Origin of the sequence: Rheinheimera fenheensis (assembly GCF_039871805.1) — a bacterium.
Classification (GTDB): domain Bacteria; phylum Pseudomonadota; class Gammaproteobacteria; order Enterobacterales; family Alteromonadaceae; genus Alishewanella; species Alishewanella fenheensis.
Map to the genome: position 1 here is coordinate 1 of NZ_JBDPJM010000010.1, position 21,726 is coordinate 21,726.

A 21,726-nucleotide genomic window follows, 5' to 3' on the forward strand; every position below is an offset into this window, starting at 1 on the left:
CCCAAACCGCAGCGCCCCGTGGCATGGCGCGCATTATAGGGCGTTTTAAAACACGTGCAAGCGGTTAAGTGTGAAAAATTGGCTTTAGGTGTGCGATTGCTTACTAATTCAACTTTTCGTGCAATTTAGCAACAATAACAGCCGAAATACTCTCAGCTTAATAGTTGCTCTTTATTGCCTAGCCGCTAAGATAAGGCTGCTTTAGCGAAAAAGCAGTCCGATAAATAGAATAAGTGCTTAGGATATTATTATGTTACCCACTTTACGTGCTTCTTTGCCGTATACACTGGCGTTGGCCGTGTTGGCTTATCTTGCGTTTACCTTTCTGCCCACACTGGGCCTTACTCAGCAAGTGTTCGTTGTCATTGGTGTATTGCTGTCAGGTATTTTGGTGCCTGTATTAATAGATGTGAAGGGCAGTGCTGTTGAGTCAGCTGCCGTCCCCTCACCCGCAGCTACATATAAAGGTGAAACCGTAACCTTGTATGTTGGCAATCTACCTTATCGTGCTAATGAAGATGCAGTAAAAGAGCTGTTCCAACGCTTTGGCGCCGTCGTTAATGTTCGTCTGATGAAAGACCGTCAAACCGGCCGCCGCCGTGGTTTTGGTTTTGTCGAAGTTGCCGCGAAAGACAGTAACAAGATGATCCAGAAATTGAATGACTTCAATTTTCAGGAGCGCACATTAAAAGTACGCGAGGCCAAAGAGCGGCAGGAGAACGACGACAGCGAAGAGTAGTTAATTATAGTTAGGCTCAAACAGGGAGACTTCAGTCTCCCTGTGTTGTTTTTACGGCTATAAAACGGTTTCGGGTTGGCTGCGAAGACTGTCTGGCTTAAAATAACCGTTTTGCCGATACCGAGTATTGAATGAGTGTAGGTCAGGTTTTTCCCGAACAGTATAAAGAGCAGCTAGAGAGCAAAGTTAGTCAGGTACAACAGCTACTGGCAGAATTCAACCCGCCAGCACCGCAAGTATTTAGCTCCAGTCCTGCGCACTATCGATTGCGCGCTGAGTTTCGTATTTGGCACAACGGCGATGATATTTATCATGCAATGTTCGACCCACAAAGCCGAGACAAAGTTAGAGTAGATTACTTCCCGGTCGCCTGTCGCACCATTGCTGATTTTATGCCAGTGCTGCTACAACATATTCAGTTTAACCACGAGCTGCGTTACAAGCTGTATCAGGTAGATTATCTGGCGACCTTATCTGGAGAGTTATTGGTATCGCTTATTTACAAGCGCCCCCTGACGAATAGCTGGTTAGAGCAGGCTCGCCTGCTGACTGAAGCACTGGCAGGACAGTATAACGTTAAGTTTATCGGCCGCTCACGCAAGCAAAAGCTAATGGTAACGCATGATTATGTTACCGAGCAGTTCGAACTTGACGGCAAAACTTTGCAGTATCAGCAGGTAGAAGGTAGCTTTACTCAGCCCAATGGCGAAGTAAACCGGCATATGTTGGGCTGGGCAAAAGCGCTAGCCGGAAACCTAAGTAATGACCTACTTGAACTGTATTGTGGCAATGGTAATTTTTCGATAGCCCTGGCAGCTTGTTTTGATCAGGTGGTGGCAACGGAAATATCCCGCACTTCCATTAAATCAGCCCAATACAATATTGCACTTAATAACGTAGCTAATTTGCAGGTTCTGCAGATGTCTGCTGAAGATGTATCTGCCGCTTTGGCACAAGGTAACGCATTAAAGCATATTGATTTAACCGGCATGCAGCTTGATACCGTACTGGTGGACCCACCCCGTGCAGGTTTAGATAACGACACAGAGCAGCTGGTCAGCCGGTTTAATGACATTATTTATATTTCTTGTAACCCACTGACTCTGGCAGAAAACTTAAAACAGCTGAGTCATAGTCATTATATTGCGCAGCTGGCAGTGTTTGACCAGTTTCCTTATACCCATCACATTGAAACTGGTGTCTGGCTAAGAAAACGCGGTTAAAGCGGGCCTTGTTCTTTTGGTTTACGGCCATAGCTGGCGGCACCATGTGCCAGCCAGCGCAGCTGTGTAATGGTGCGGCTGGTTAAATAAGCATATTGTGATGCCGGTGCATCCAGTGCATCTGCGCCGGTATGAAACACCAGGGTAACCATGGCCTCGGCTTGTGCTCTGGCTAACTCGTCCGGGCAGGTGGTTTCTTTACGCAAATATTCCGCCAGCTCAGCAACAAAGTGCTGAATTTCACGCGCCACCGCACTTCTAAAGGCCGCTGAGGTACCTGAACGTTCGCGCAACAACAACCGGAACACATTACTGTTGCCGGTAACAAACTCCATAAAAGTTTCTACTGAGGTGCGAATCACGCTGCCATTCTTTTCAATCCGTTGCCGCGCCTGACGCATTAACTGACGTAACATCAAGCCGGCTTCATCTACCAGTGTTAAACCCAGCTCATCCATATCCGCAAAATGGCGATAAAACGATGTCGGTGCTATACCTGCTTCGCGCGCCACTTCACGTAAGCTTAAACTGGCAAAGCTCTTATCTGCACTAAGCTGTGAAAAAGCGGCGTTAATAATCGCACGTCGGGTACGCTCTTTTTGCTCTGCTCTGGACACGGAATTTTCTCTGTTCACCGAAAAGTACTATTTTATACCTTGACCAAGCAATTGTGACCAGTAGAATGAGCGAACAGTTGTAAGCTAAACGGTGTTTTTATGCAACAAGCCCCTATTATCTGGACCAATGTCCTGCTGTTTTCCATCACGACGCTGGTCGCGGTTATCGGGGTGCCCTGGTACGCATTAATGGTCGGCTTTGGCTGGTTTGAAATCATCGCAACCATTTTATGTCTGGGCTACTGCGGTATGTCTATTACCGCCGGCTACCACCGCTTGTGGGCACACAAAACCTATGATGCTCACCCGCTGTTGCAATGGCTATTCGCTATCGGCGGCGCTTTTGCATTGCAAAACAGTGCACTCCACTGGTCTGCCGATCACCGGGTGCACCACAAACATGTCGATAACAACGATAAAGACCCCTACTCTGCTGGTCGTGGTTTTTGGTATAGCCACATTGGGTGGATGCTGCGCGACTATCCCGGTGTAGAAAAGCCCGATTATAACAATTGTCGTGATTTACAAAAAAATCGCATTGTGATGTGGCAGCACCGCAATTATCTGTGGCTGGCTATTGCCACTAACTTTGGCATTCCATTACTGCTGGGCCTTATCAGCGGCAATATCCTCGGTATGTTGTTGCTAGCCGGTGTGCTGAGGCTGGTATTAAGCCATCATTTTACCTTCTTTATTAACTCACTGGCGCACATCTGGGGTAGTCAACCCTACACTGAGCAGAATTCGGCGCGGGATAATGGTGTGTTAGCGCTGTTAACCTATGGCGAGGGCTATCATAATTTCCATCATATTTTCGAATCTGATTATCGTAACGGCATAAAGTGGTATCAGTTTGATCCGACCAAATGGTTAATTAAAACCGCATCCTGGGTTGGCTTAACCCATAATCTTCGCACAGTACCCGAAGAGCGCATCGCTCAGGCCAGAGCTAAAATGCAGTTACAACGCGCGATGGCAAAGGTAAAACAGCAACCAAATGCCGAACAGTTATTGCGTTTGCTAGAGCAGGAATATGAGCTGCTAATGGCGCGTATGCAGGATTATTATCAGGTGAAAAAACAGCTGTTGCAGCAGCGCCGTAAAGAACTGGTGGCGCAGTATCAGGCAGTCGATTTTAAACAAAGCTATCGCGAGTTTAAACAGCATCTGCAACAGCAGCAGCAGCATTGGCAGCGCCTGATCGGCGCCTTTAGCTAACAGAAAAAGAGACTTCGGTCTCTTTTTTTGTGCCCAAGACCTGATATGCTCAAATAAGTGTAAGCTAATCAGTGAGATTGAATTGTGGGCCAGAAAAAACTCAGCAGCAAACCCCGTTTTGATTATGATGCCATTGTTATAGGCACCGGCCCCGGTGGCGAAGGTGCTGCGATGTATTTGGCAAAAAGCGGTTTAAAAGTTGCGGCGATAGAGCGCTATCAATCGGTCGGAGGTGGCTGTACCCATTGGGGTACTATACCGTCTAAGGCACTACGTCACTCGGTTAGCCGCCTAATTGAGTTTAACGAAAACCCACTTTTTCACTTAGATGAGCAGCACACCAAGCTAACTTTCTCGCAAATACTAAAACATGCCGCTGGCGTGATCCGCAAGCAAGTACGTTTACGCAGCGGTTTTTATGACCGAAATTTGGTTAAGATTATTCAGGGTGAAGCAAACTTTATTGACAAGCACCGGCTTAGCGTTACCAGTGAAGATGGTAGTAGCTTCGAGCTGAGTGCCCAAACTATCGTTATTGCCTGTGGCTCGCGCCCCTATCGCCCGGCCGAGGTGGATTTTAACCACAGCCGAATCTACGACTCAGACACCATACTGTCGTTACAGCATGATCCTAAACACATCATTATTTATGGTGCAGGTGTTATCGGGTGTGAATACGCATCTATCTTCCGCGGTTTAGGCGTTAGGGTCGATCTGGTGAATACCCGCGATCGGCTGTTATCTTTTATGGACGCGGAAATGTCGGACGCCCTGAGTTACCATTTTTGGAACTCTGGCATGACAATACGCCACGGCGAAGAGTTTGATCGTATCGAAGGTAAAAATGACGGTGTAGTGTTGCATTTAAAGTCCGGTAAAAAGATGAAAGCCGATTGCTTTTTGTTTGCTAATGGCCGCACCGGCAATACCGATAGCTTGAATCTGGTTGCTGTTGGTTTAGAGGCAGATGGCCGCGGCTTACTAAAAGTAAACCAACAGTACCAAACCAACATCGACAATATTTATGCGGTAGGTGATGTGATTGGTTACCCAAGCCTGGCTAGCGCCGCTTACGATCAGGGCCGTTTAGCCGGCGAGGCCATTGTAAAAGGTAACCTCGATGGCCATCTGATCGCCGATATTCCCGCCGGCATTTACACCATTCCTGAAATCAGCTCTGTGGGTAAAACAGAGCAGGAGCTTACTGCTGCGCGCATTCCCTACGAAGTGGGTCGCGCACAGTTTAAGCATCTGGCCAGAGCACAGATAGCCAACACTAATGCCGGCAGTTTAAAGCTGTTATTCCACCGCGACACGCTGGAAATTCTCGGCATTCATTGTTTTGGCGAACGGGCGGCAGAGATTATTCACATCGGACAAGCCATTATGATGCAAAAGAATGGCGGAAATACAGTCGAGTACTTTGTACATACCACCTTTAATTACCCGACAATGGCAGAAGCTTACCGGGTTGCTGCATTAAATGGATTAAATCGGCTATTTAAAGATTAAGTTGCTGAAATTAAATAACTAAATTAATTACCGCCAAGCCTGATATTAAATTTTGTTTTGGCTGATAAATCGTTGTAAACTCGATTACATAATAATTAAACAATAGTGTGTTGGAGTGTTTTTATGGTGCAGCGTCGTTATGGTTTGGCACTAGCCTGGTTATTCATGTCATGGCAGGCAGCGGCTGATTTCCCCACCGCTAAAGCCTTGTTCGAAAAGCAGGAGTACGAACTGGCCAAACCGCAACTCGAGACGTTGGCGGAGCTTGGGCACCTAGAAGCACAATTTTTGCTCTCACGTATGTATGCTGAAGGCTTAGGGGTTGACCCTGATATGAACTTAGCCTATGCCTGGACACTGATTGCCCGCGAGAGAGAACATCCACAAGCCGATAAGCAATACCGGCAATTACGCTCTAAAGTGAGCTCCAGGTTAGAAGCCAAGGAGGTGTTTACCAGCCTGAACAATCAGTTCGGCAAAAATGCCCTGCATGGCAACCTTTACCCCTCCGCAAACCGTTATGTCGCTACCAACCCGAGATTAAAGGCCATCAGCACGCCAGAACCGTCTTATCCCAGCTATTTTGAACGTGCCGGTGTTTCTGCCTGGGCTATAGTACATTACGATGTAAACGAAGATGGTAATACTGAAAACGCCACCGTCGTAGCATCATTTCCAGTGGATGCCTTAAGCGAGTATGTGCTAGCAGCAGTGCAAAACTGGAAGTATGAACCACCGAAGGATTTATATGGCGATGCGATTCGATTAGAAATGCAATCACATACCTTTCAAATTAAAGCGCCACTCAGTGCCAAAGCACGTAAATTTGAACGGGAAAATGCCGAGTATCTGGACGCAATTCGGGCAGCTGCTGAAGCAGAGTCGGCCCGTTATCAGTATTTATATGCGCTGTTGGCAGAAAACCGTATTGTAAGTGGCGTAGATGCTATGCCCTGGTACCTACAGGCCGCTATTAACGGTTTTCCGAAGGCGCAGTACCGACTGGCACAATGTCTGGTGACCGGTAATGGCTGCGATCGTGACCAGAATAAAGCCGTAAACTGGTTAGCTATCTCAGCCGACGGTGGCGATGCCAAAGCAGCCTATTTGTTGGCGCAGGAGCTATTAGACAGCAACAACGTTAATTATGACCCGCGTAAAGCCGCTGGCTATCTTGAAGTCGCTGCGCTACAGGAATATATGCCGGCGATTACCGAATACGCATCGCTATTGGCCATGTCAGATGACCCAACACTGCGCGATCCACAAAAAGCTATTCGCCTGGCTGAGCAGGGCCGTGCTATAGACGCCAATAACCCTAATTTACTCTCTACCCTGGGTGTCGCTTTTATTGAGTTGGGCCAGCAAGGTCGTGGTGAGTCTATGTTGCGTCAAGCCATAGATGAAGCGAGAAAACGTAACTGGACGATTGAAAACTATGAAGATTTGCTAGCGGATTACCAGATGGCCGCTACCGATAACAACTAAAACAAACCCCGGCCAAAGTGCCGGGGTTTTTGTTATTACTCGGTAATATCGCTACTCATATGGTAAGTGCGACTGAACGAGTGCACCGCATCAATAAACACCGATACCCGCTCAGGATCGACATCAGGTGTTATGCCATGGCCTAAATTAAACACATGGCCGGAGCCCTGACCAAAACCGTCCAGAATCATCTGCACTTCCTGGCGAATGCGCTCAGGTGAGCCTAGCAGAATAGCAGGGTCCATATTGCCTTGCAGGGCAACCTTGTGCCCTACCCGGGCTTTGGCATCCGCTATATTAATAGTCCAGTCCAGGCCCAGAGCGTCGCAACCGGTGTTAGCAATAGACTCAAGCCATAAACCACCGTTTTTGGTGAACAAGGTCACAGGCACCTTGCGACCGTCTGCCTCGCGGGTTAAGCCGTTGACAATTTGCTGCATATAACCCAGCGAAAACTCTTGATAATCGCGTGGTGTTAACACGCCACCCCAGGTATCAAAAATCATCACCGACTGCGCCCCGGCAGCAATCTGGGCGTTCAGATATAAGGTAACGCTCTGTGCCAGTTTATCCAGCAACAGGTGAAGTGCTTCCGGCTCAGAGAACATCATTTTTTTAATGGTGCCGAAGGTTTTACTGCTGCCGCCTTCTACCATGTAGGTCGCCAAAGTCCAGGGGCTACCAGAAAAACCAATCAGTGGCACACTGCCAGCAAGCTCCCGGCGAATAGTGCGCACCGCATCCATCACATACCGCAACTCTTGCTCTGGATCAGGTATGGGTAAATTAGCAATATCGATGAAATCGCGAACGGGTCGCTGGAACTTCGGTCCCTCTCCCTCACCAAAATATAAGCCCAATCCCATCGCATCGGGGATGGTTAAAATGTCACTAAACAGAATAGCGGCATCCAACGCATAACGACGTAGCGGCTGTAAAGTGACCTCGCAGGCCAGCTCAGGGTTTTTACACAGCGACATAAAATCACCAGCCTGAGCCCGTGTGGCGCGATATTCTGGTAAATAGCGGCCCGCCTGGCGCATCATCCATACCGGGGTTCTGTCTACCGGCTGTTTCAACAAAGCCCTTAGATAGCGATCATTTTTTAATTGCATAAGTTATCCGTCAGTCCGCGAAATGAGATTATTTTACCACCCCATCGCCGCTGCGCCTATGTTTAACCGGTAAATGCTGTGTTCAGCTTTTTTCCGCTTATTGCTTGTCATGCTAAATTCATTCTGCTATAACAGTGCTGCGCTAGTGAAGAATAACAAGTAAGAAGCTCGTTTAAACGGGACCACGCAAACCTTAGTTAAGCCACGTTAAGTGGCTTTTTTATTTTCTTTGCAGTGCCATCTGCCTATTCAACAGCCATTTGCGCTAAACGGGTAATAATTTGTCCTGACAGGGTTTCAAGTGGTGGCACCTCAGGCAAATCATCGACACTAAACCAGGCTGCTTCTTCAATTTCATGCGGCTGACAACGAATATCACCGCCGGCGTAATCAGCAATAAAACCCGTCATCAACGAATGTGGGAATGGCCATGGCTGGCTGCCAACATAGCGCAGGTTGCAAATATCAATGCCCACCTCTTCTTTTACTTCCCGCACCGCGGCTTGTTCCAGGGTTTCGGCTGACTCGACGAAGCCTGCGAGAATAGAATAGAAACCGGCTTTATGCCGGCTAGAGCGCGCCAGTAGAATTTTGCCCTGATGGGCAATACCGACCAGCACACACGGTGCGATACGCGGATAACAGCGGTGGCCACATTTACTGCAGAGCGTTGCCAGTTCCCAGTTCACCAGGTTCATCGCACTGCCACACTGACCACAAAAGCGGTGCGTTTGTAAAAAAAGTGCGACCTGCACCGCCCGTGCGGCCAACTCAAACAAACGCTCACCTGCCGGCAGTATAGCTCTGGCACTGACCCAGCGATTCTCATCGGTAATCTGGTCGTTATTTATCAGTAAATACGCGGGTAAACCTTGAAACTCTCCCAACTGACAAATCTGCTCAGGCGTGGCAGATAACGGCAAACTGGCATAAGCCCCTTTGGGCAACTGTTGCTGCTCGTTCAGCCAGAGGCGGCCACGGTTGACAATCAACCACAACCCCTGCTGCTGTGGTTTTACATAAACACTGTGTTTAATCATCTGCTCTTCGCCGCTTGCTTGGCCATGGGCATCATCATAATGCGCTTTACTGGGCTGACCAATAAAAAAACGGTTGATCTTTAGCGCAAAATTCTTTTAATTAGACGTTACTGCAGCACGTTAGCTGCACTTAAGGAGAAGGCAATGTACACCCGGGTGCAGACCGCGCAAAAAAAATGGGGTGGCTCACTAACTGCCATCGATAACTGGCTGGAAGAGCGCCAGCAACTTATCGTTAGCTACTGTAAACTGGCAGCTTTACCACCGTTCGATACCAAGCGCACCGCCTTGCCACCTCAAGCTGCGGTGCAGGAATTTTGTCAGGTGCTGGTCGATTATTTATCTGCCGGTCACTTTGAAGTCTATGAGCGTATCGTGTCGGAGTGTGCGGTCAATGGCACTGACAGCCGGAAGCTGGCTGACAGCCTTTACCCCAAGATTGCCGTATCAACGGATTTAGCACTGAATTTTAATGATCAATACGCGGAACACTTGAGTACCCGCCGTAGTGGTGCCTTTGACCGGGAATTGTCGGCATTGGGGCAAGCGCTGGAAGAACGCTTTGAATATGAAGATCAGCTGATTAATACCCTGTACGAGAAGCACAGCGATAACAGTGTCTCTGCGTAGACTTTTTACATGACGTTTATTATGAAAAAAGCGGCCTAAGCCGCTTTTTTAGCGAATAGCAGCTATTATTGTTCTACCGTTTCTGCTTTTACGATATCCAACAGTTCTACTTCAAATACCAATACGCTATTTGGCTTAATCACGCCCATATCGCGCTCGCCATACGCCAGCTCTGATGGAATAGTGAACTTAAATTTAGAGCCGACATTCATCAGTTGCACACCTTCAGTCCAACCTGGGATCACGCGGTTTAATGGAAACTGCGCCGGTTCACCACGGTCTAACGAGCTGTCAAACTTGGTGCCGTCAGTCAGGGTGCCGGTGTAATGGACTTTTACGGTATCAGTGGCGGCTGGTTTAGCACCATCAGCTGCTTGTAGTACTTCATACTGTAAGCCAGACTCCGTCACGGTAACGCCTTCTTTCTTCGCATTTTCTTCCAAGTAGGCCTTACCCGCAGCAATGGCCTGAGCAGCTTCAGCGTCAGCAATGGCGGCTTGTTTTTCACGGAACTGCTCTTCCAGAGCAGTCATCATCGCCTGCACTTCTTCTTCACTCAGGGCTGTTTTATCGCCAATAGCGTCTTGTACACCACGTAAAATCAGTGCGCTGTCCAGGCTCAGGCCCATTTTGCTGTACTCATCCAGCGTGCTGTCAAGGTAGCGACCAACAGAAACGCCCAAGCTGTAAGATTGTTTGGCTTCATCAGTGTCCAGCACAGCAGGTTTTTGTTCTACTTCTTTCTGGCAGGCGGCAAGAGTGATAACAGCCACTGCGACCAGTGACATTTTGGTAACTAAGCGCATTCGGTTCTCCAAGATTTACGCAGCCAGGCTGCAAAAGTATGTTTTAATAGTGTCCAATGAACTGACCTATACTAACGGTTTGTGCGGATGAGGTTAACACCCGACATGAAATATCCTGTGTTTTTTCTGCTATTACTGCTATCAGGCTGCGAAAAACTTACCACGGTACCACCGGTACAACAGTTTCCCCATGTAGCACAAGGTAGCTATGCGGCGGCCATTTCAGATGACGGCCGCTTTGCTGCGGTATCCTCCATTCAGGACGGTGTGGCACTGTGGGACTTGGCCGACAATGCGCTGAAGTACCAATGGAAACACCAGGACAGCAGTGACAATTTGGTGTTTAGCCTGGCCATTAGCCATAACAATAGCCATGTGCTGACTGCCGACCAGCAAACCTATGCTTTATGGCATATTGCCACAGGTGAAAACCAGGGTTATTGGAAGCTCGACACTGCGACTGTGCGTGATGTCGCCGTGTCAGACAATGGCGCCCACTTACTGATTGGCAAAAGTGATGGCGGAGTGCAGCATATTACGCTGTCATCGGGACGGCGGCTGGAGTTTTTAGGCCATACCGAGCGCATTAACAGCGTAGCCATGTCACCCAACGGCCGCTATGCCCTAACCGGCGGCAACGATTACAAAGCACATTTGTGGGATACGCAAAGTGCGCAGATTATTTACAGCTTTAGCCACCCCAGCCGTGTAACGAAAGTAGCGCTTGATCCTAAGGGCCGTTATGCCTTTACCGCCGACAGCCAGGACTTAGCCCAAATATGGGATATCCAAACCGGCCAACTGGTAAGCAAATTACAGTTTATTGCCCGTCAGCAGGTGTTTAGCGCGGTGCGTTTTAGCAGTGATGGCAACTATCTGGCCACCGGCGCCCCTACCCGCAAACTGGCACTGTGGGATGTACAAAGTGGTGCCGAGTTACAGCAATGGCAAGTGGGGGTGAAAGCTGACAGTCGGCCGCCCAGTGCCGTGGTGCACGCCGTGGCTTTTTTGGGTGATAAGCAATTAATCAGCGAAAGCTCCAGTGGCATAGCCGAAGTATGGGAGATTAACTATGAGCGCAAATGAGCGTGATCTGCAGCTACATATTGTCGAGCTGGAGAGCAAACTGGCATTTCAGGAAGACACCGTTAACAGCCTTAGCAATGAACTGCTGGAGCATCAAAAGAAAATTGATCGCCTGCAGCAGCAGGTCATGCTACTGGCAGAAAAACTGCGTAACCTGCCGGATGATCAGGGCATATTGCGACCAGAGGAAGAACCGCCTCCGCCGCACTATTAATGTATGGCGTTCTTAGCCCACCAGGGAGAATAGGGTTGCTCTAAGCCAACCGTTGCAGGCCAGGATGGCCGAATCGAGCCCCCAGGGATGGGTTTACGGCGTGTTGGCGTGGGCAACCCTGTTCTCACCAAACTCTTTCTTATGAGCATTATTCCGGTTTAAACACACCTATTACCTGCTCGGCAGCGCGGCTGGCTTTGGCTATTTGCGCTTCGGGCTGCACCATCTGGTGGCCGCATTCTACGCATTCTACTTTTTCCACGTTGTTTTCAATAAACAACATCATGGTGTCTACCGCCTTGCATTTCGGGCAGCTGGCACCGGCAATAAAACGTTTCTTTTTTCGGCTTGTCATCTTGCATCCCGGTTGGCGCTGGCGGCTATTTTCGTCGCCAAGCCTTGGTTTGTCGGCCTTATACGGTTAAATTAGCAGCCCAATTCAGTTACACAGGAAAAAACATGATCCAGCTGCAACAGGTGGAACTGCGCCGTGGCATTCAGTGCTTATTTAAAGACGCCGATCTTACCGTATTTCCGGGCCAAAAGGTGGGAATTGTTGGTGCCAACGGCTGTGGCAAATCCAGTTTGTTCGCCTTGCTGCAGCACAAGCTGCAGGCAGACGCCGGCAGCGTTAGCATACCCGGCAGCTGGCATATTGCTACCGTAGCGCAGGAAACCCCGGCGCTGGACTGCAGCGCAATGGATTATGTATTGCAAGGCGACGAGCAGCTGTTTCCACTGCTGTTAAAAGTGCGTAGTAATTGCAGTGAAACTGACTTAGCCGCCGTACACCTGCAAATTGAGGCGCTGGATGGCTACCGGGCTGAAGCCAAGGCCGGCGTGCTGCTCGATGGTCTGGGCTTTAGTGGCGACGCCCAGCAGCAAGCGGTAAAATCCTTCTCCGGTGGCTGGCGCATGCGGCTTAACCTGGCGCGCGCTTTGATGCAACGTGCAGAGTTACTGCTGCTGGACGAACCCACCAACCACCTCGATTTGGACGCCGTACTCTGGCTGGAAAAACATCTAGCCAATTATCAGGGCACTTTGCTGCTAATCAGCCACGACCGTGACTTTCTCGATGCCGTAACCGACAACATTGTGCATATTGAGCGCCAGACACTGACGCTATACAAAGGCAACTACAGCCAGTTCGAGCGCCAGCGCGCCGAGCAGTTATCGCAGCAACAGGCTAATTTTGACAAGCAACAACGCCAGGTTGCACACCTGCAAAAATTTATCGATCGCTTTAAAGCGCAAGCTACCAAAGCACGGCAGGCACAAAGCCGCATTAAAGCACTGGAGCGCATGACACTGCTGGCCCCGGCGCATGTCGACTCACCGTTTAGTTTCAGCTTCCGCGAGCCCAAAGCCCTGCCCAACCCGCTGTTAAAAATGGATAACGTGCAGGCGGGCTACGGCGATAAAGTGATTTTAAGCCAGATTAAATTTCAGCTGTTACCGGGTAGCCGTATTGGTTTACTGGGCCGTAACGGTGCCGGTAAATCGACGCTAATTAAGCTGCTGTCCGGCAGTATGGCGCCACAAAGCGGTGAGGTTTGGTTCGCCAATGGCGTAAGCCTGGGTTACTTTGCCCAGCATCAGCTGGAAACACTGCGACCGCAGGACTCGCCGCTGCAGCACTTAGTGCGGCTAGACCCACAGGTGCCCGAGCAGAAACTGCGCGACTTTTTAGGCGGCTTTGGCTTTCATGGCGATAAAGCCTTAGAGCCCTGCGCACCGTTTTCCGGCGGTGAAAAGGCCCGCTTAGTGCTGGCACTGATTGTCTATCAGCGGCCTAACCTGTTATTACTGGATGAACCAACAAACCACCTTGATCTGGATATGCGCGAAGCCATAGTGATGGCGCTGCAGGAGTTTGAAGGTGCTATTGTGATTGTGTCGCACGACCGGCATTTGCTTAGCAGCTGTACCGACGAATTCTATTTAGTTGCACAGGGTAAGGTAGCGCCTTTTGACGGCGACCTGACCGATTATTACCAGTGGTTACAGCAAGATGCACGTCAGGCCGCCAGCAACGCGGCCGCGCAGGCGCCGCAAAGTGCTAACACCCCACGTAAAGATCAAAAGCGCCTAGAAGCCGACTTGCGTAACCTATTGCGCCCGCTGAAGCAAAAAATAGATAAGCTGGAGCAGCAACAGGAAAAGCTAACGCAAGAGCTAGCCGCCATTGAGAGCAAAATGGCAGACCCGGATATTTATGATGCCAAGCGCAAAGCCGAGCTGACTGAGTTATTAGCGAAACAGGCCAGCGCCAGCCAAAACCTCGCCAGCATTGAAGAAGACTGGTTTATGACACAAGACGAGCTGGAGCAAAAAACCACTCAGTTTTGGCAAACCCATGCTTAACAGCCGCTACCCTGCAGCTCCCGGCGCAGAGCAGTTCTGGCAGTTTAGCCTTAAGCTATACCCTGCGATAAAGCCGCTGTGTTTAGACTGGCAAGACCGGCTGGGCGCCAATGTCAATCTGCTCCTGCTACTGTGTTATCTGGAGCAGCAACAGCTCAGTTTTTCTGCCAGTGCCTTAGCGCAGCTAAACACTGTGCTGGAAAATTTTAGCCGCCAGTTTACCCGACCACTGCGCCAGCTACGCCGCAGTGCCAGCCAAAGTCCGCTAAACCCTACACAACAACAGCAACTAAAGCAGCATTTACTTAGCGCAGAGCTGGAATTAGAACGCTTAGAGCAGCAACTACTGCTGCAATACTGCCCTGAGCTTACCGCAAGCCCGGCGCCGCTGCTGCAGCACTATCTGCAATTACTGGGAGCCGACAGCAAGGCTGAAGCCGGGCAATTAATTGATCTGCGTCAAAAGCTGGCGTTATTGGCCCGAGAGCGCCGCTAAGATTTGATCTGTATCAGCTAACGGTCATATCACTTTACCTACACTTGTTGTAACAACACAGCAAGAGGGTATGATGATGAACCTGTGGCAAGAATTTATTAATGATCCGGTAATTTTTATCTCTTTTACCGGTTTGGCAATCGTGATTGGTCTGTGCATTTTTTATGCTATCTACTTTATGTACAAAGTAGAGCACGACCAGCCAGATACTAAGTAGCCTGCGCAGGCGCAGTGTTAATCAAGCTGCAGGTACTGCAGCTGCCTTTTATTCCTAATCAAGCTGCAGGTACTGCAGCTTGTGGGGCACGCCATTCCAGGCGTCGGCATCTGCCGGTGCTGGTTTTAGCTCACGGATATTGGGCCAAAGCTCCGCTAATTCGGCATTTAGCGCAATAAAACCCTGCTGCTCAGGCGGCACCTTGTCTTCCTGCACTATGGCATTGGCCGGACACTCTGGCTCACATAAACCGCAATCAATACAAATGCTCGGGCTTATCGCCAGAAAGTTGGGCCCTTCAAAAAACGCATCGACCGGACATACCGCTACGCAATCGGTGTATTTACATTTAATACAGTTATCTAATACCACAAAGGCCATGGCGCTTGTGCTCCCGTTGTTTCAGGCTGGTGATCATACTGCAGAGCAATGCAAAAACAAACACGGACAATACGTCTTGCTTGGCGTAAAATAGCACCATCTTGTGAGTGGCTAGCCTGTTGTTATGCTGCAATGACACCGATACGGAACCTTTATGCTGCGTCTTACCGAAATAAAACTGCCGTTAAATCATGAAGAAAGCGCCATTAATGCGGCCATTCTGGCCAAGTTAGCTATCAAAGCCGAGCAATTACACAGCGTGAATGTGTTTAAACGCGGTATAGACGCACGCAAAAAAACCGATATACAGCTGATTTATACCCTGGATATCGAGGTAGACAACGAGGCACAGCTGCTAAAAAGCTTTGCTAAAGATCCGCATGTGAAACCCGCGCCCGATACCGGCTATAAGTTTGTCGCCCAAGCGCCAGCAAACTTAACGGAGCGGCCCATTGTGATTGGCCTTGGCCCCTGTGGTTTATTTGCCGGCCTGCTGCTGGCGCAAATGGGCTTCAAGCCCATTATCCTCGAGCGCGGCAAAGAAGTGCGTGAGCGCACCAAAGACACCTTTGGTTTTTGGCGCGGTAAAGCGCTTAACCCAGAGTCTAACGTGCAATATGGCGAAGGCGGCGCCGGTACCTTTTCAGATGGTAAGTTGTACAGCCAGGTAAAAGACCCTAAGCATTATGGCCGCAAAGTTATGAGCGAGTTTGTTCAGGCCGGCGCGCCCGCCGAGATTATGTATGTCAGCAAACCGCATATCGGCACCTTTAAACTGGTGGCAATGGTAGAAAAAATGCGCGCTAACATTATTGCCTTGGGTGGTGAAATCCGCTTTAGCAGCCGGGTGGATGACTTACATATTACTAACGGCCAGATTACGGGCGTAACCCTGTCCAGCGGCGAGCAACTGCACAGCAAGCATGTGGTGCTGGCAGTGGGCCACAGTGCTCGTGATACCTTCCAAATGCTGTATGACAAAGGCGTATATGTTGAAGCCAAGCCGTTCTCCATCGGCTTTCGTATCGAGCATGAGCAATCGATGATTGACGAGTGCCGCTACGGTCCAAATGCCGGCAACCCGATTTTAGGCGCGGCTGATTACAAGCTGGTGCATCACTGCAGCAACGGCAGAAGCGTGTACAGCTTTTGTATGTGCCCGGGCGGAACCGTAGTGGCGGCGGCCTCTGAACACGGTGGCGTGGTCACCAATGGTATGAGCCAATATTCGCGCCACGAACGTAACGCTAACAGCGCTATCGTCGTAGGCATTGACCCCGAGCGTGACTACCCTGGTCACCCACTGGCCGGCATCGACCTGCAGCGCAAACTGGAGCAACTTGCGTTTAAACTGGGCGGCGAGAACTACCATGCGCCGGCGCAGCTGATTGGCGACTTTCTCGCAGGCAAGCCGTCTACTGAGCTGGGCGAGGTAAAACCATCCTACACCCCCAATATCACCTTGACCGACTTAGCGCTGGCATTGCCAGATTTTGCCATCGCCGCCATTCGTGAAGCGATACCGGCGTTCGACAAGCAAATAAAAGGCTTTGCCAAAGCCGACGGTCTGTTAACCGGGGTAGAGACCCGTACCTCATCGCCTATTAATATTAAACGCGGCAGCGACTATCAAAGCATTAATACCCGAGGTTTGTACCCGGCCGGCGAGGGTGCTGGTTATGCCGGCGGTATTTTATCGGCCGGTATCGACGGTATTAAGGTTGCCGAAGCGGTTGCTCTGGCGATATTAGCAGAGACGCAGGCAGGCGCAGCCGTATAAGTATCAGCACCTGAGCATGAACGACAGAACGGCACGGCAATACTATCGTAACGGCCCGCCACACCGGGCCGGTGCCGATGTCAGCTTTGCCGATCTGGTGAAAATTTTTGGCTTTAACAGTATTCATATTGGTCGCTGGGTTACTACTGACGAGCAACAACGCGCCGCCAATTTGTTTTTTGATGCGCTGTGTGATTTACAACAGCTGTTGCAGGTGCCAGCACAGGTTATCTCACTAAATGGCAGCCTGGCACTGACCTACGGCATTGGTGGCCGGCCTGGTGTGTGCGCGCATTATCAGCCGCAGGGGCGCATTCTGGCGCTGGCGAAAAATGCCGGCGGCGGCAGCCTGGCACATGAGTGGTTTCATGCGTTTGATCATTATGTCGCAGCGAAAATGTTTCAGCCGGTGCCCAAAGCCGGGCTGTTTGCCTCGCGCTGCTGGCTAAATAACTATGCGCTGCAGCCTCACCCACTCAACCAGCAATTGGCGCACGCCTTTCAATATTTGTTTGTTAGTGCTGACTGCCAGAGTGAAAGTGACTATTTTCGCCGCTGCCGGGCGCTGGACGAGCGCTTTAGCCAGCTGTATCTGGCTTTGCCGGAGGAAATGGCCGCCAGGGCGTTTGAGCATATGCTGCAGCGCCAGAGCCTGAAAAACAGCTTTTTGGTCGCCGGTACCTTGCAAAGCCCACTGGCAAAAATGGGCGCATACCCAGAGCCAGCATTAAGCGACCGGCTAAGTGAGCTTTGGCTGGGGTATTTTAGTACGCTGGGGCAGGCATTACAGCGCGGTTAGTTGTTAAAACAGAGTTTACCGACTTAGGCTCTACTGCGTTTTGGCGCCACAGCTTGATGAAGCTGCACCCGGTTGCCACCACTGCTTTTTGCCTGGTACATCGCATTGTCGGCCAGTAATAGCAGCGCTTTAATGTCCTGGCTGTGGCAGGGGTACAGCGCCACACCTATGCTGGGCAGTACCTGCAACAGATGGCCGGCCAACGCAAACGGGGTTTCCAGTGCACTACGTACCTTTTCTGCCAGCGTCATAGCGCTATCGGCACTGTCTACCTGCTCCAGTAAGATAACAAACTCGTCACCGCCAAAGCGAGCAACGGTATCACTGTGGCGTAAACTGGCGACAATACGCTTGGCGGTGTGCTGCAGTAGTTCATCACCTACCTGATGGCCGTGATTATCGTTTACTTGCTTAAACTTATCCAAGTCAAGATACAGCAGCGCGAATTGGCCCTGCTCGCGCTGCGCCCGGGCCATGGCCGAGCGTACTCTGTCGTCAAACAGTTCACGGTTAGGCAAACCAGTCAGCTGATCGTACAGCGCATTGCGCTGCAGGCGCTGCAGCATTTGTTTGCGCTCTATCGCCACCGCCACCTGCACCGAGACAAATTCCAGCAGTGCTATCTCACTGTGGCTGTAAGCTTTCGCCATCGGTGCATTGTGCACCATCAGCACGCCAATTACGGCAGTTTGCGATTTTAGCGGCAACCCCAGCCAGTTTACCGGCAATACTGATATTTGCTGGCGCAGTACCGCCGGCAAGTCTTGTGGTTCTTGCTGCTGCAGGTTTATGGTTTCACAGCGCTGCATCACCTGATGACACAGCAGCATCAGATTATTGCTGTCATCTTCCTCTGACACAGCGCTTAAGCGGGCATCGTGCACAAACTCCAGTTGGGCACTGTCTTTTGCCGCCAACAAAATAGCAAAGCGCTGCATCGGCACCAGCTCGGCAATAATCTGCTGAATGCTCTGGTACAGGGCAGTTAAATCATCACAGGCAAAAGCGGCTTCAGAAATGGCATACAGTGCCTTCTGGCGCGCTTCAATCGTTTTACTGCGGGTAATATCACGCGCTACCGCCACCCGGCGCTTATCACTGGCAGACCAACGCGCCGACCACAGTAAATGCACTACCTGGCCATCTTTGCGGATATAGCGGTTTTCAAAGTCAATTTTTACTACGCCAGCGTTAATCTCTGCTGCCGCTTTAAGCGTGCGCTCTCTGTCATCCGGGTGTACCAGCTCTATCATCGGCCGGCCTAGCATTTCCTCTGGCGTATAACCAAAAATACGCTCGGCACCGCTGCTGACAAATTCAAAACGGCCGAATTTATCCACCACGCAAATCGCGTCCAGCAGCAGATCGATATAGTTACTCAGCAACTGATAGCTTGGTGCCGTCATCGAAGCTGCCCCGTCAGCTTAAAATAATGCTAAGCTGTTTCAGCAAATTCAGAAACAGACTTTGGCCGTGCTATTACAGAGTGTAGCTCCCAAAAATACTGATGCGAATCATACTGCAGGTAGTTCATATCAATACTAACCATTTTATTTGGATCTGAGACGACAAATTGTGCTGGCCCGTATTCAGTCAAAGGCTTACTCTTCTTATCGTCAGCAGAAAAATAGCTGACAAAATCGTGTTGCAGTTCAATAGAAAGAGGATAAGTCAGACTATCGTCAGGCATAGAATATTGACTCACTTGCAGCACAACACTCATTGCACTGTCTTGCTCGATACCATATTGCTGTGTAATAAAGGCGCTAACCTGTTGGTAAAAGGCACTCCAACCACCGGGCAAACTTTTATCATGATTAAAATAATGTACTGCCCAAGTTATGGCAGGAAATGCTGATGGTTCTTGAGTTACAAACTTGAGCATCGCCTGTAAAAAGTCGATAGCCAGAATGCCATATTGCCATTGCAAATAACGAATTACGTACCTCAGCAATGAGTAACCATCCGCCATGGTATAAATCTGATACATTTGCTTCATCCACCGCAAATCCTGCTCGGTGTAACTAAAGGATGAGATCAGATAGTTATTTTCATCTACCTTAATCTTGTACTTCGCAATATAGTCCGGATCAGCCATCGGGCTATTTGGTAACAATTGCGTTGGGTAAGCCTTTACCGATACATCCATATCAATGTAACGCTGTAAATCTTTATTAAAGGCCTCAACTGTAATACCCGGCAAACCTAACATGAGGTCGGTAGATAATGGTAATTTTAAGTCAGAAAATATCTTAGCCAGTTCGTCATAGCGCTCAGTGCGGATATTCTTCCGGTTGATCACCTCAAGTGTTTTCTCATCAGTTGTTTGAATTGAAATTATGCCTTGACTGATAATGCCACCTTCAGTGAACACCTTAATAATTTCAACCAGTCTCCAGGTTGAGTTTTTCGTGTAGTTAACCACAACCTCTTGTGGGAACCCATAACGCTGCTTTGTCTCTACAATAAAACGCGAAATGTCTATATCTCTGTCATATAAACCATAGTTCGCATCAGCTATCCACATAACCCGCACGTTATTCCGGCCTATCCAGTCAATCTCCGCTTTTACCCGCTCAAGGTCAAAGACACGAATCTTCTGATTAGTTGCTGATCCCCAATCACAAAAAGTGCAACCGTAAGGGCAACCGCGGTTTGTTTCTATTATCGCAGCCTCAACCCTGCCGCCGTAACCGTCAAAATAGCCAGACAAATAAGGTGAAGGCACGGAATCAGGCTCCTTCATCCGAGGCCGCGAAGGTGTTCGGATAAGTTTCTCTGCTAAATCATCTCGAAAAGTAATACCTGCCACTGCTGACATTCGGTAACTATCGAACCCAATATCACCACGCTCATCGCGCGATAAATTAGCAAAAATTTCTGTAATGGTGACTTCACCTTCACCATGCGCAGCAATATCTACTGATTGATGCTGCTGCATAAAGTCTTCACAGGCCTGAGCATAGTCAGGTGTGCTGGGGCCGCCATGTATCGTAAGATTACGCTTATCATGTTTTTTTATAGCATCACTGATCTCAATATTGAGCTCCAGTGACCACATATAATTTGAGAATAACCATACGCCCGGGCCAAACTTCCGATATGGGCCATTCAACAAATCCGCAGGCTCCAGGAAATTTAATGGGATCAGCTGAAAGTGCTGCAGTAATGCGCCATCCTCATAATGTTTTAACGCACTAAAAAGCACACCTAACGCCAACGGAAAGTGATTTTCCATGTGCGGCACAAAATAAACCGGTATACGCTGGTCTGGCATGAGCTGCTGCCAGGATTTCGCTGAAATATCAGCTCCCGGAGTCTCGCTGCTAAATTGGGGAAGTTCCTCTTCGGCGGCCGACGAAAGTGTTTTTTTACTCACCAATATGCCTGCCGCAAAAAGCTGCTGTGCGAGCAAGGCTAGCTCACTTTGCGAAGAGAAAAATACTGCTTTATCTTCCATCACCTGCGCAAGCGAAGCGCCTTCGCCAAAGCTCATTAGTGCGATAACAGCCTCAACAGTAAGGTGATAATGACACTGATGTTTTGCTGACCAGGTTAAAAAGCCCTCATCACCCAATAACACAGCGGCATGAGCACTTACACAAAGCTCGGCAGGTAGTTGCTCACCAGCCATGGAGCACTCTGACAAAACGCGCGCATTCAAACTCTGCTCTGTTTTGGGTGTCGTCACCAGTACATCGGCCTGATTGAGCTGCTGCAGCCTTATCTCAACCTGAGACGCTGTGACATTTGGCAGTAAGGCTTTCACCCAAGCATGATTTAAAAACGCAGAGGTAATTTCCTGCTCATTACTACTATGCCAATAAAATGACAGCAACAATAAATCGAGTTCTGTGACGGCGAAAGGCCTTCTGACACCTGAAATTAGCGTCAATATCATTTTGCCTTTGCGCTGTAATAGCATGTAATCCTTGTTCAATACCACCGACTTGCTCCAACTTTTCGCTGCTCTGGCATACGCCTTATTTATTGGCAAC

General features: G+C 49.5%; 21 protein-coding genes. 13 read left to right on the plus strand and 8 right to left on the minus strand.

All coding sequences use genetic code 11. The features are described 5' to 3' along the window. Positions 1-250: 250 nt before the first annotated feature. A complete protein-coding gene (locus ABGI61_RS13285) occupies positions 251-739 on the plus strand; it encodes an RNA recognition motif domain-containing protein (protein ID WP_347601851.1) in 489 nt (162 codons plus the stop codon). Positions 740-870: 131 nt separating this feature from the next. Continuing rightward, positions 871-1,962, plus strand: coding sequence for a tRNA (uridine(54)-C5)-methyltransferase TrmA (gene trmA, locus ABGI61_RS13290; protein ID WP_347601853.1), 1,092 nt, complete (start codon positions 871-873; stop codon positions 1,960-1,962). Here trmA and fabR read toward each other — a convergent pair. Further along, complete coding sequence (fabR, locus tag ABGI61_RS13295) at positions 1,959-2,579, minus strand: HTH-type transcriptional repressor FabR (RefSeq protein WP_347601855.1); 621 nt, start codon at positions 2,577-2,579, stop codon at positions 1,959-1,961. The two genes, trmA and fabR, sit on opposite strands and share 4 nt — an antisense overlap. 99 nt (positions 2,580-2,678) lie before the next feature. On the opposite strand from fabR, the gene ABGI61_RS13300 reads away from it, so the two are divergent. From ABGI61_RS13300 to ABGI61_RS13310, 3 genes are all read left to right on the plus strand, one after another. Further along, positions 2,679-3,797 (plus strand): fatty acid desaturase, encoded by a 1,119-nt coding sequence (locus ABGI61_RS13300; protein ID WP_347601857.1) that lies wholly within the window; start codon positions 2,679-2,681, stop codon positions 3,795-3,797. Between the two features lie 84 nt (positions 3,798-3,881). After that, the gene (gene sthA, locus ABGI61_RS13305; protein WP_347601859.1) at positions 3,882-5,309 is read left to right on the plus strand and encodes a Si-specific NAD(P)(+) transhydrogenase; all 1,428 of its coding nucleotides are present in this window, start codon (positions 3,882-3,884) and stop codon (positions 5,307-5,309) included. Positions 5,310-5,432: 123 nt separating this feature from the next. After that, on the plus strand, positions 5,433-6,797 hold the full coding sequence (locus ABGI61_RS13310) for a TonB family protein (protein ID WP_347601861.1): 1,365 nt from the start codon (positions 5,433-5,435) through the stop codon (positions 6,795-6,797). A 35-nt stretch (positions 6,798-6,832) separates the two neighbouring features. Here the strand turns inward: ABGI61_RS13310 and hemE are convergent, their stop codons facing one another. Both hemE and nudC read right to left on the minus strand, forming a co-directional pair. Continuing rightward, positions 6,833-7,912: a uroporphyrinogen decarboxylase gene (gene hemE / locus ABGI61_RS13315; RefSeq protein ID WP_347601863.1), complete on the minus strand. Its 1,080-nt coding sequence runs from the start codon at positions 7,910-7,912 to the stop codon at positions 6,833-6,835. A gap of 245 nt (positions 7,913-8,157) precedes the next feature. Next, positions 8,158-8,952 carry an NAD(+) diphosphatase gene (gene nudC / locus ABGI61_RS13320; RefSeq protein ID WP_347601865.1) on the minus strand — a complete coding sequence of 265 codons (795 nt, stop codon included), beginning with the start codon at positions 8,950-8,952 and terminating at the stop codon, positions 8,158-8,160. 144 nt (positions 8,953-9,096) lie between these two features. Between nudC and rsd the strand changes: the two genes are divergently transcribed. Continuing rightward, positions 9,097-9,582 carry a sigma D regulator gene (rsd, locus tag ABGI61_RS13325; protein ID WP_347601867.1) on the plus strand — a complete coding sequence of 162 codons (486 nt, stop codon included), beginning with the start codon at positions 9,097-9,099 and terminating at the stop codon, positions 9,580-9,582. 65 nt (positions 9,583-9,647) lie between these two features. On the opposite strand, the gene fkpA is transcribed toward rsd, so the two are convergent. Then, positions 9,648-10,388 (minus strand): FKBP-type peptidyl-prolyl cis-trans isomerase, encoded by a 741-nt coding sequence (fkpA, locus tag ABGI61_RS13330; protein WP_347601869.1) that lies wholly within the window; start codon positions 10,386-10,388, stop codon positions 9,648-9,650. Positions 10,389-10,493: 105 nt separating this feature from the next. Between fkpA and ABGI61_RS13335 the strand changes: the two genes are divergently transcribed. Next, a complete protein-coding gene (locus ABGI61_RS13335; RefSeq protein ID WP_347601871.1) occupies positions 10,494-11,474 on the plus strand; it encodes a WD40 repeat domain-containing protein in 981 nt (326 codons plus the stop codon). Then, complete coding sequence (locus ABGI61_RS13340) at positions 11,461-11,688, plus strand: SlyX family protein (protein WP_008223160.1); 228 nt, start codon at positions 11,461-11,463, stop codon at positions 11,686-11,688. Before ABGI61_RS13335 ends, ABGI61_RS13340 begins: the two co-directional genes overlap by 14 nt. A 148-nt stretch (positions 11,689-11,836) precedes the next feature. Here the strand turns inward: ABGI61_RS13340 and ABGI61_RS13345 are convergent, their stop codons facing one another. Next, a complete protein-coding gene (locus ABGI61_RS13345; RefSeq protein ID WP_040552260.1) occupies positions 11,837-12,043 on the minus strand; it encodes a YheV family putative zinc ribbon protein in 207 nt (68 codons plus the stop codon). 104 nt (positions 12,044-12,147) lie between these two features. Here ABGI61_RS13345 and ABGI61_RS13350 point away from each other — a divergent pair, with 104 nt between their 5' ends. The 3 genes from ABGI61_RS13350 to ABGI61_RS13360 all read left to right on the plus strand — a co-directional run bounded on the left by ABGI61_RS13350 (position 12,148) and on the right by ABGI61_RS13360 (position 14,768). Then, positions 12,148-14,055 (plus strand): ABC transporter ATP-binding protein, encoded by a 1,908-nt coding sequence (locus ABGI61_RS13350; RefSeq protein WP_347601874.1) that lies wholly within the window; start codon positions 12,148-12,150, stop codon positions 14,053-14,055. Continuing rightward, entirely contained in the window at positions 14,048-14,551 is a 504-nt protein-coding gene (locus ABGI61_RS13355) for a TIGR02444 family protein (protein ID WP_347601876.1), read from the plus strand. Before ABGI61_RS13350 ends, ABGI61_RS13355 begins: the two co-directional genes overlap by 8 nt. A gap of 70 nt (positions 14,552-14,621) precedes the next feature. Further along, entirely contained in the window at positions 14,622-14,768 is a 147-nt protein-coding gene (locus ABGI61_RS13360) for a DUF3149 domain-containing protein (protein WP_008223169.1), read from the plus strand. 54 nt (positions 14,769-14,822) lie between these two features. Here ABGI61_RS13360 and fdxA read toward each other — a convergent pair whose 3' ends face one another. After that, complete coding sequence (gene fdxA / locus ABGI61_RS13365; RefSeq protein ID WP_347601878.1) at positions 14,823-15,149, minus strand: ferredoxin FdxA; 327 nt, start codon at positions 15,147-15,149, stop codon at positions 14,823-14,825. Positions 15,150-15,303: 154 nt separating this feature from the next. Between fdxA and ABGI61_RS13370 the strand changes: the two genes are divergently transcribed. Both ABGI61_RS13370 and ABGI61_RS13375 read left to right on the plus strand, forming a co-directional pair. Then, positions 15,304-16,929: an NAD(P)/FAD-dependent oxidoreductase gene (locus ABGI61_RS13370; RefSeq protein ID WP_347601880.1), complete on the plus strand. Its 1,626-nt coding sequence runs from the start codon at positions 15,304-15,306 to the stop codon at positions 16,927-16,929. A gap of 16 nt (positions 16,930-16,945) precedes the next feature. Further along, complete coding sequence (locus ABGI61_RS13375; protein WP_347601882.1) at positions 16,946-17,728, plus strand: CLCA_X family protein; 783 nt, start codon at positions 16,946-16,948, stop codon at positions 17,726-17,728. A 23-nt stretch (positions 17,729-17,751) separates the two neighbouring features. Here the strand turns inward: ABGI61_RS13375 and ABGI61_RS13380 are convergent, their stop codons facing one another. After that, positions 17,752-19,134: a diguanylate cyclase domain-containing protein gene (locus tag ABGI61_RS13380; protein WP_347601884.1), complete on the minus strand. Its 1,383-nt coding sequence runs from the start codon at positions 19,132-19,134 to the stop codon at positions 17,752-17,754. 29 nt (positions 19,135-19,163) lie between these two features. Continuing rightward, entirely contained in the window at positions 19,164-21,653 is a 2,490-nt protein-coding gene (locus ABGI61_RS13385) for a B12-binding domain-containing radical SAM protein (protein WP_347601887.1), read from the minus strand. Positions 21,654-21,726: the final 73 nt, after the last annotated feature.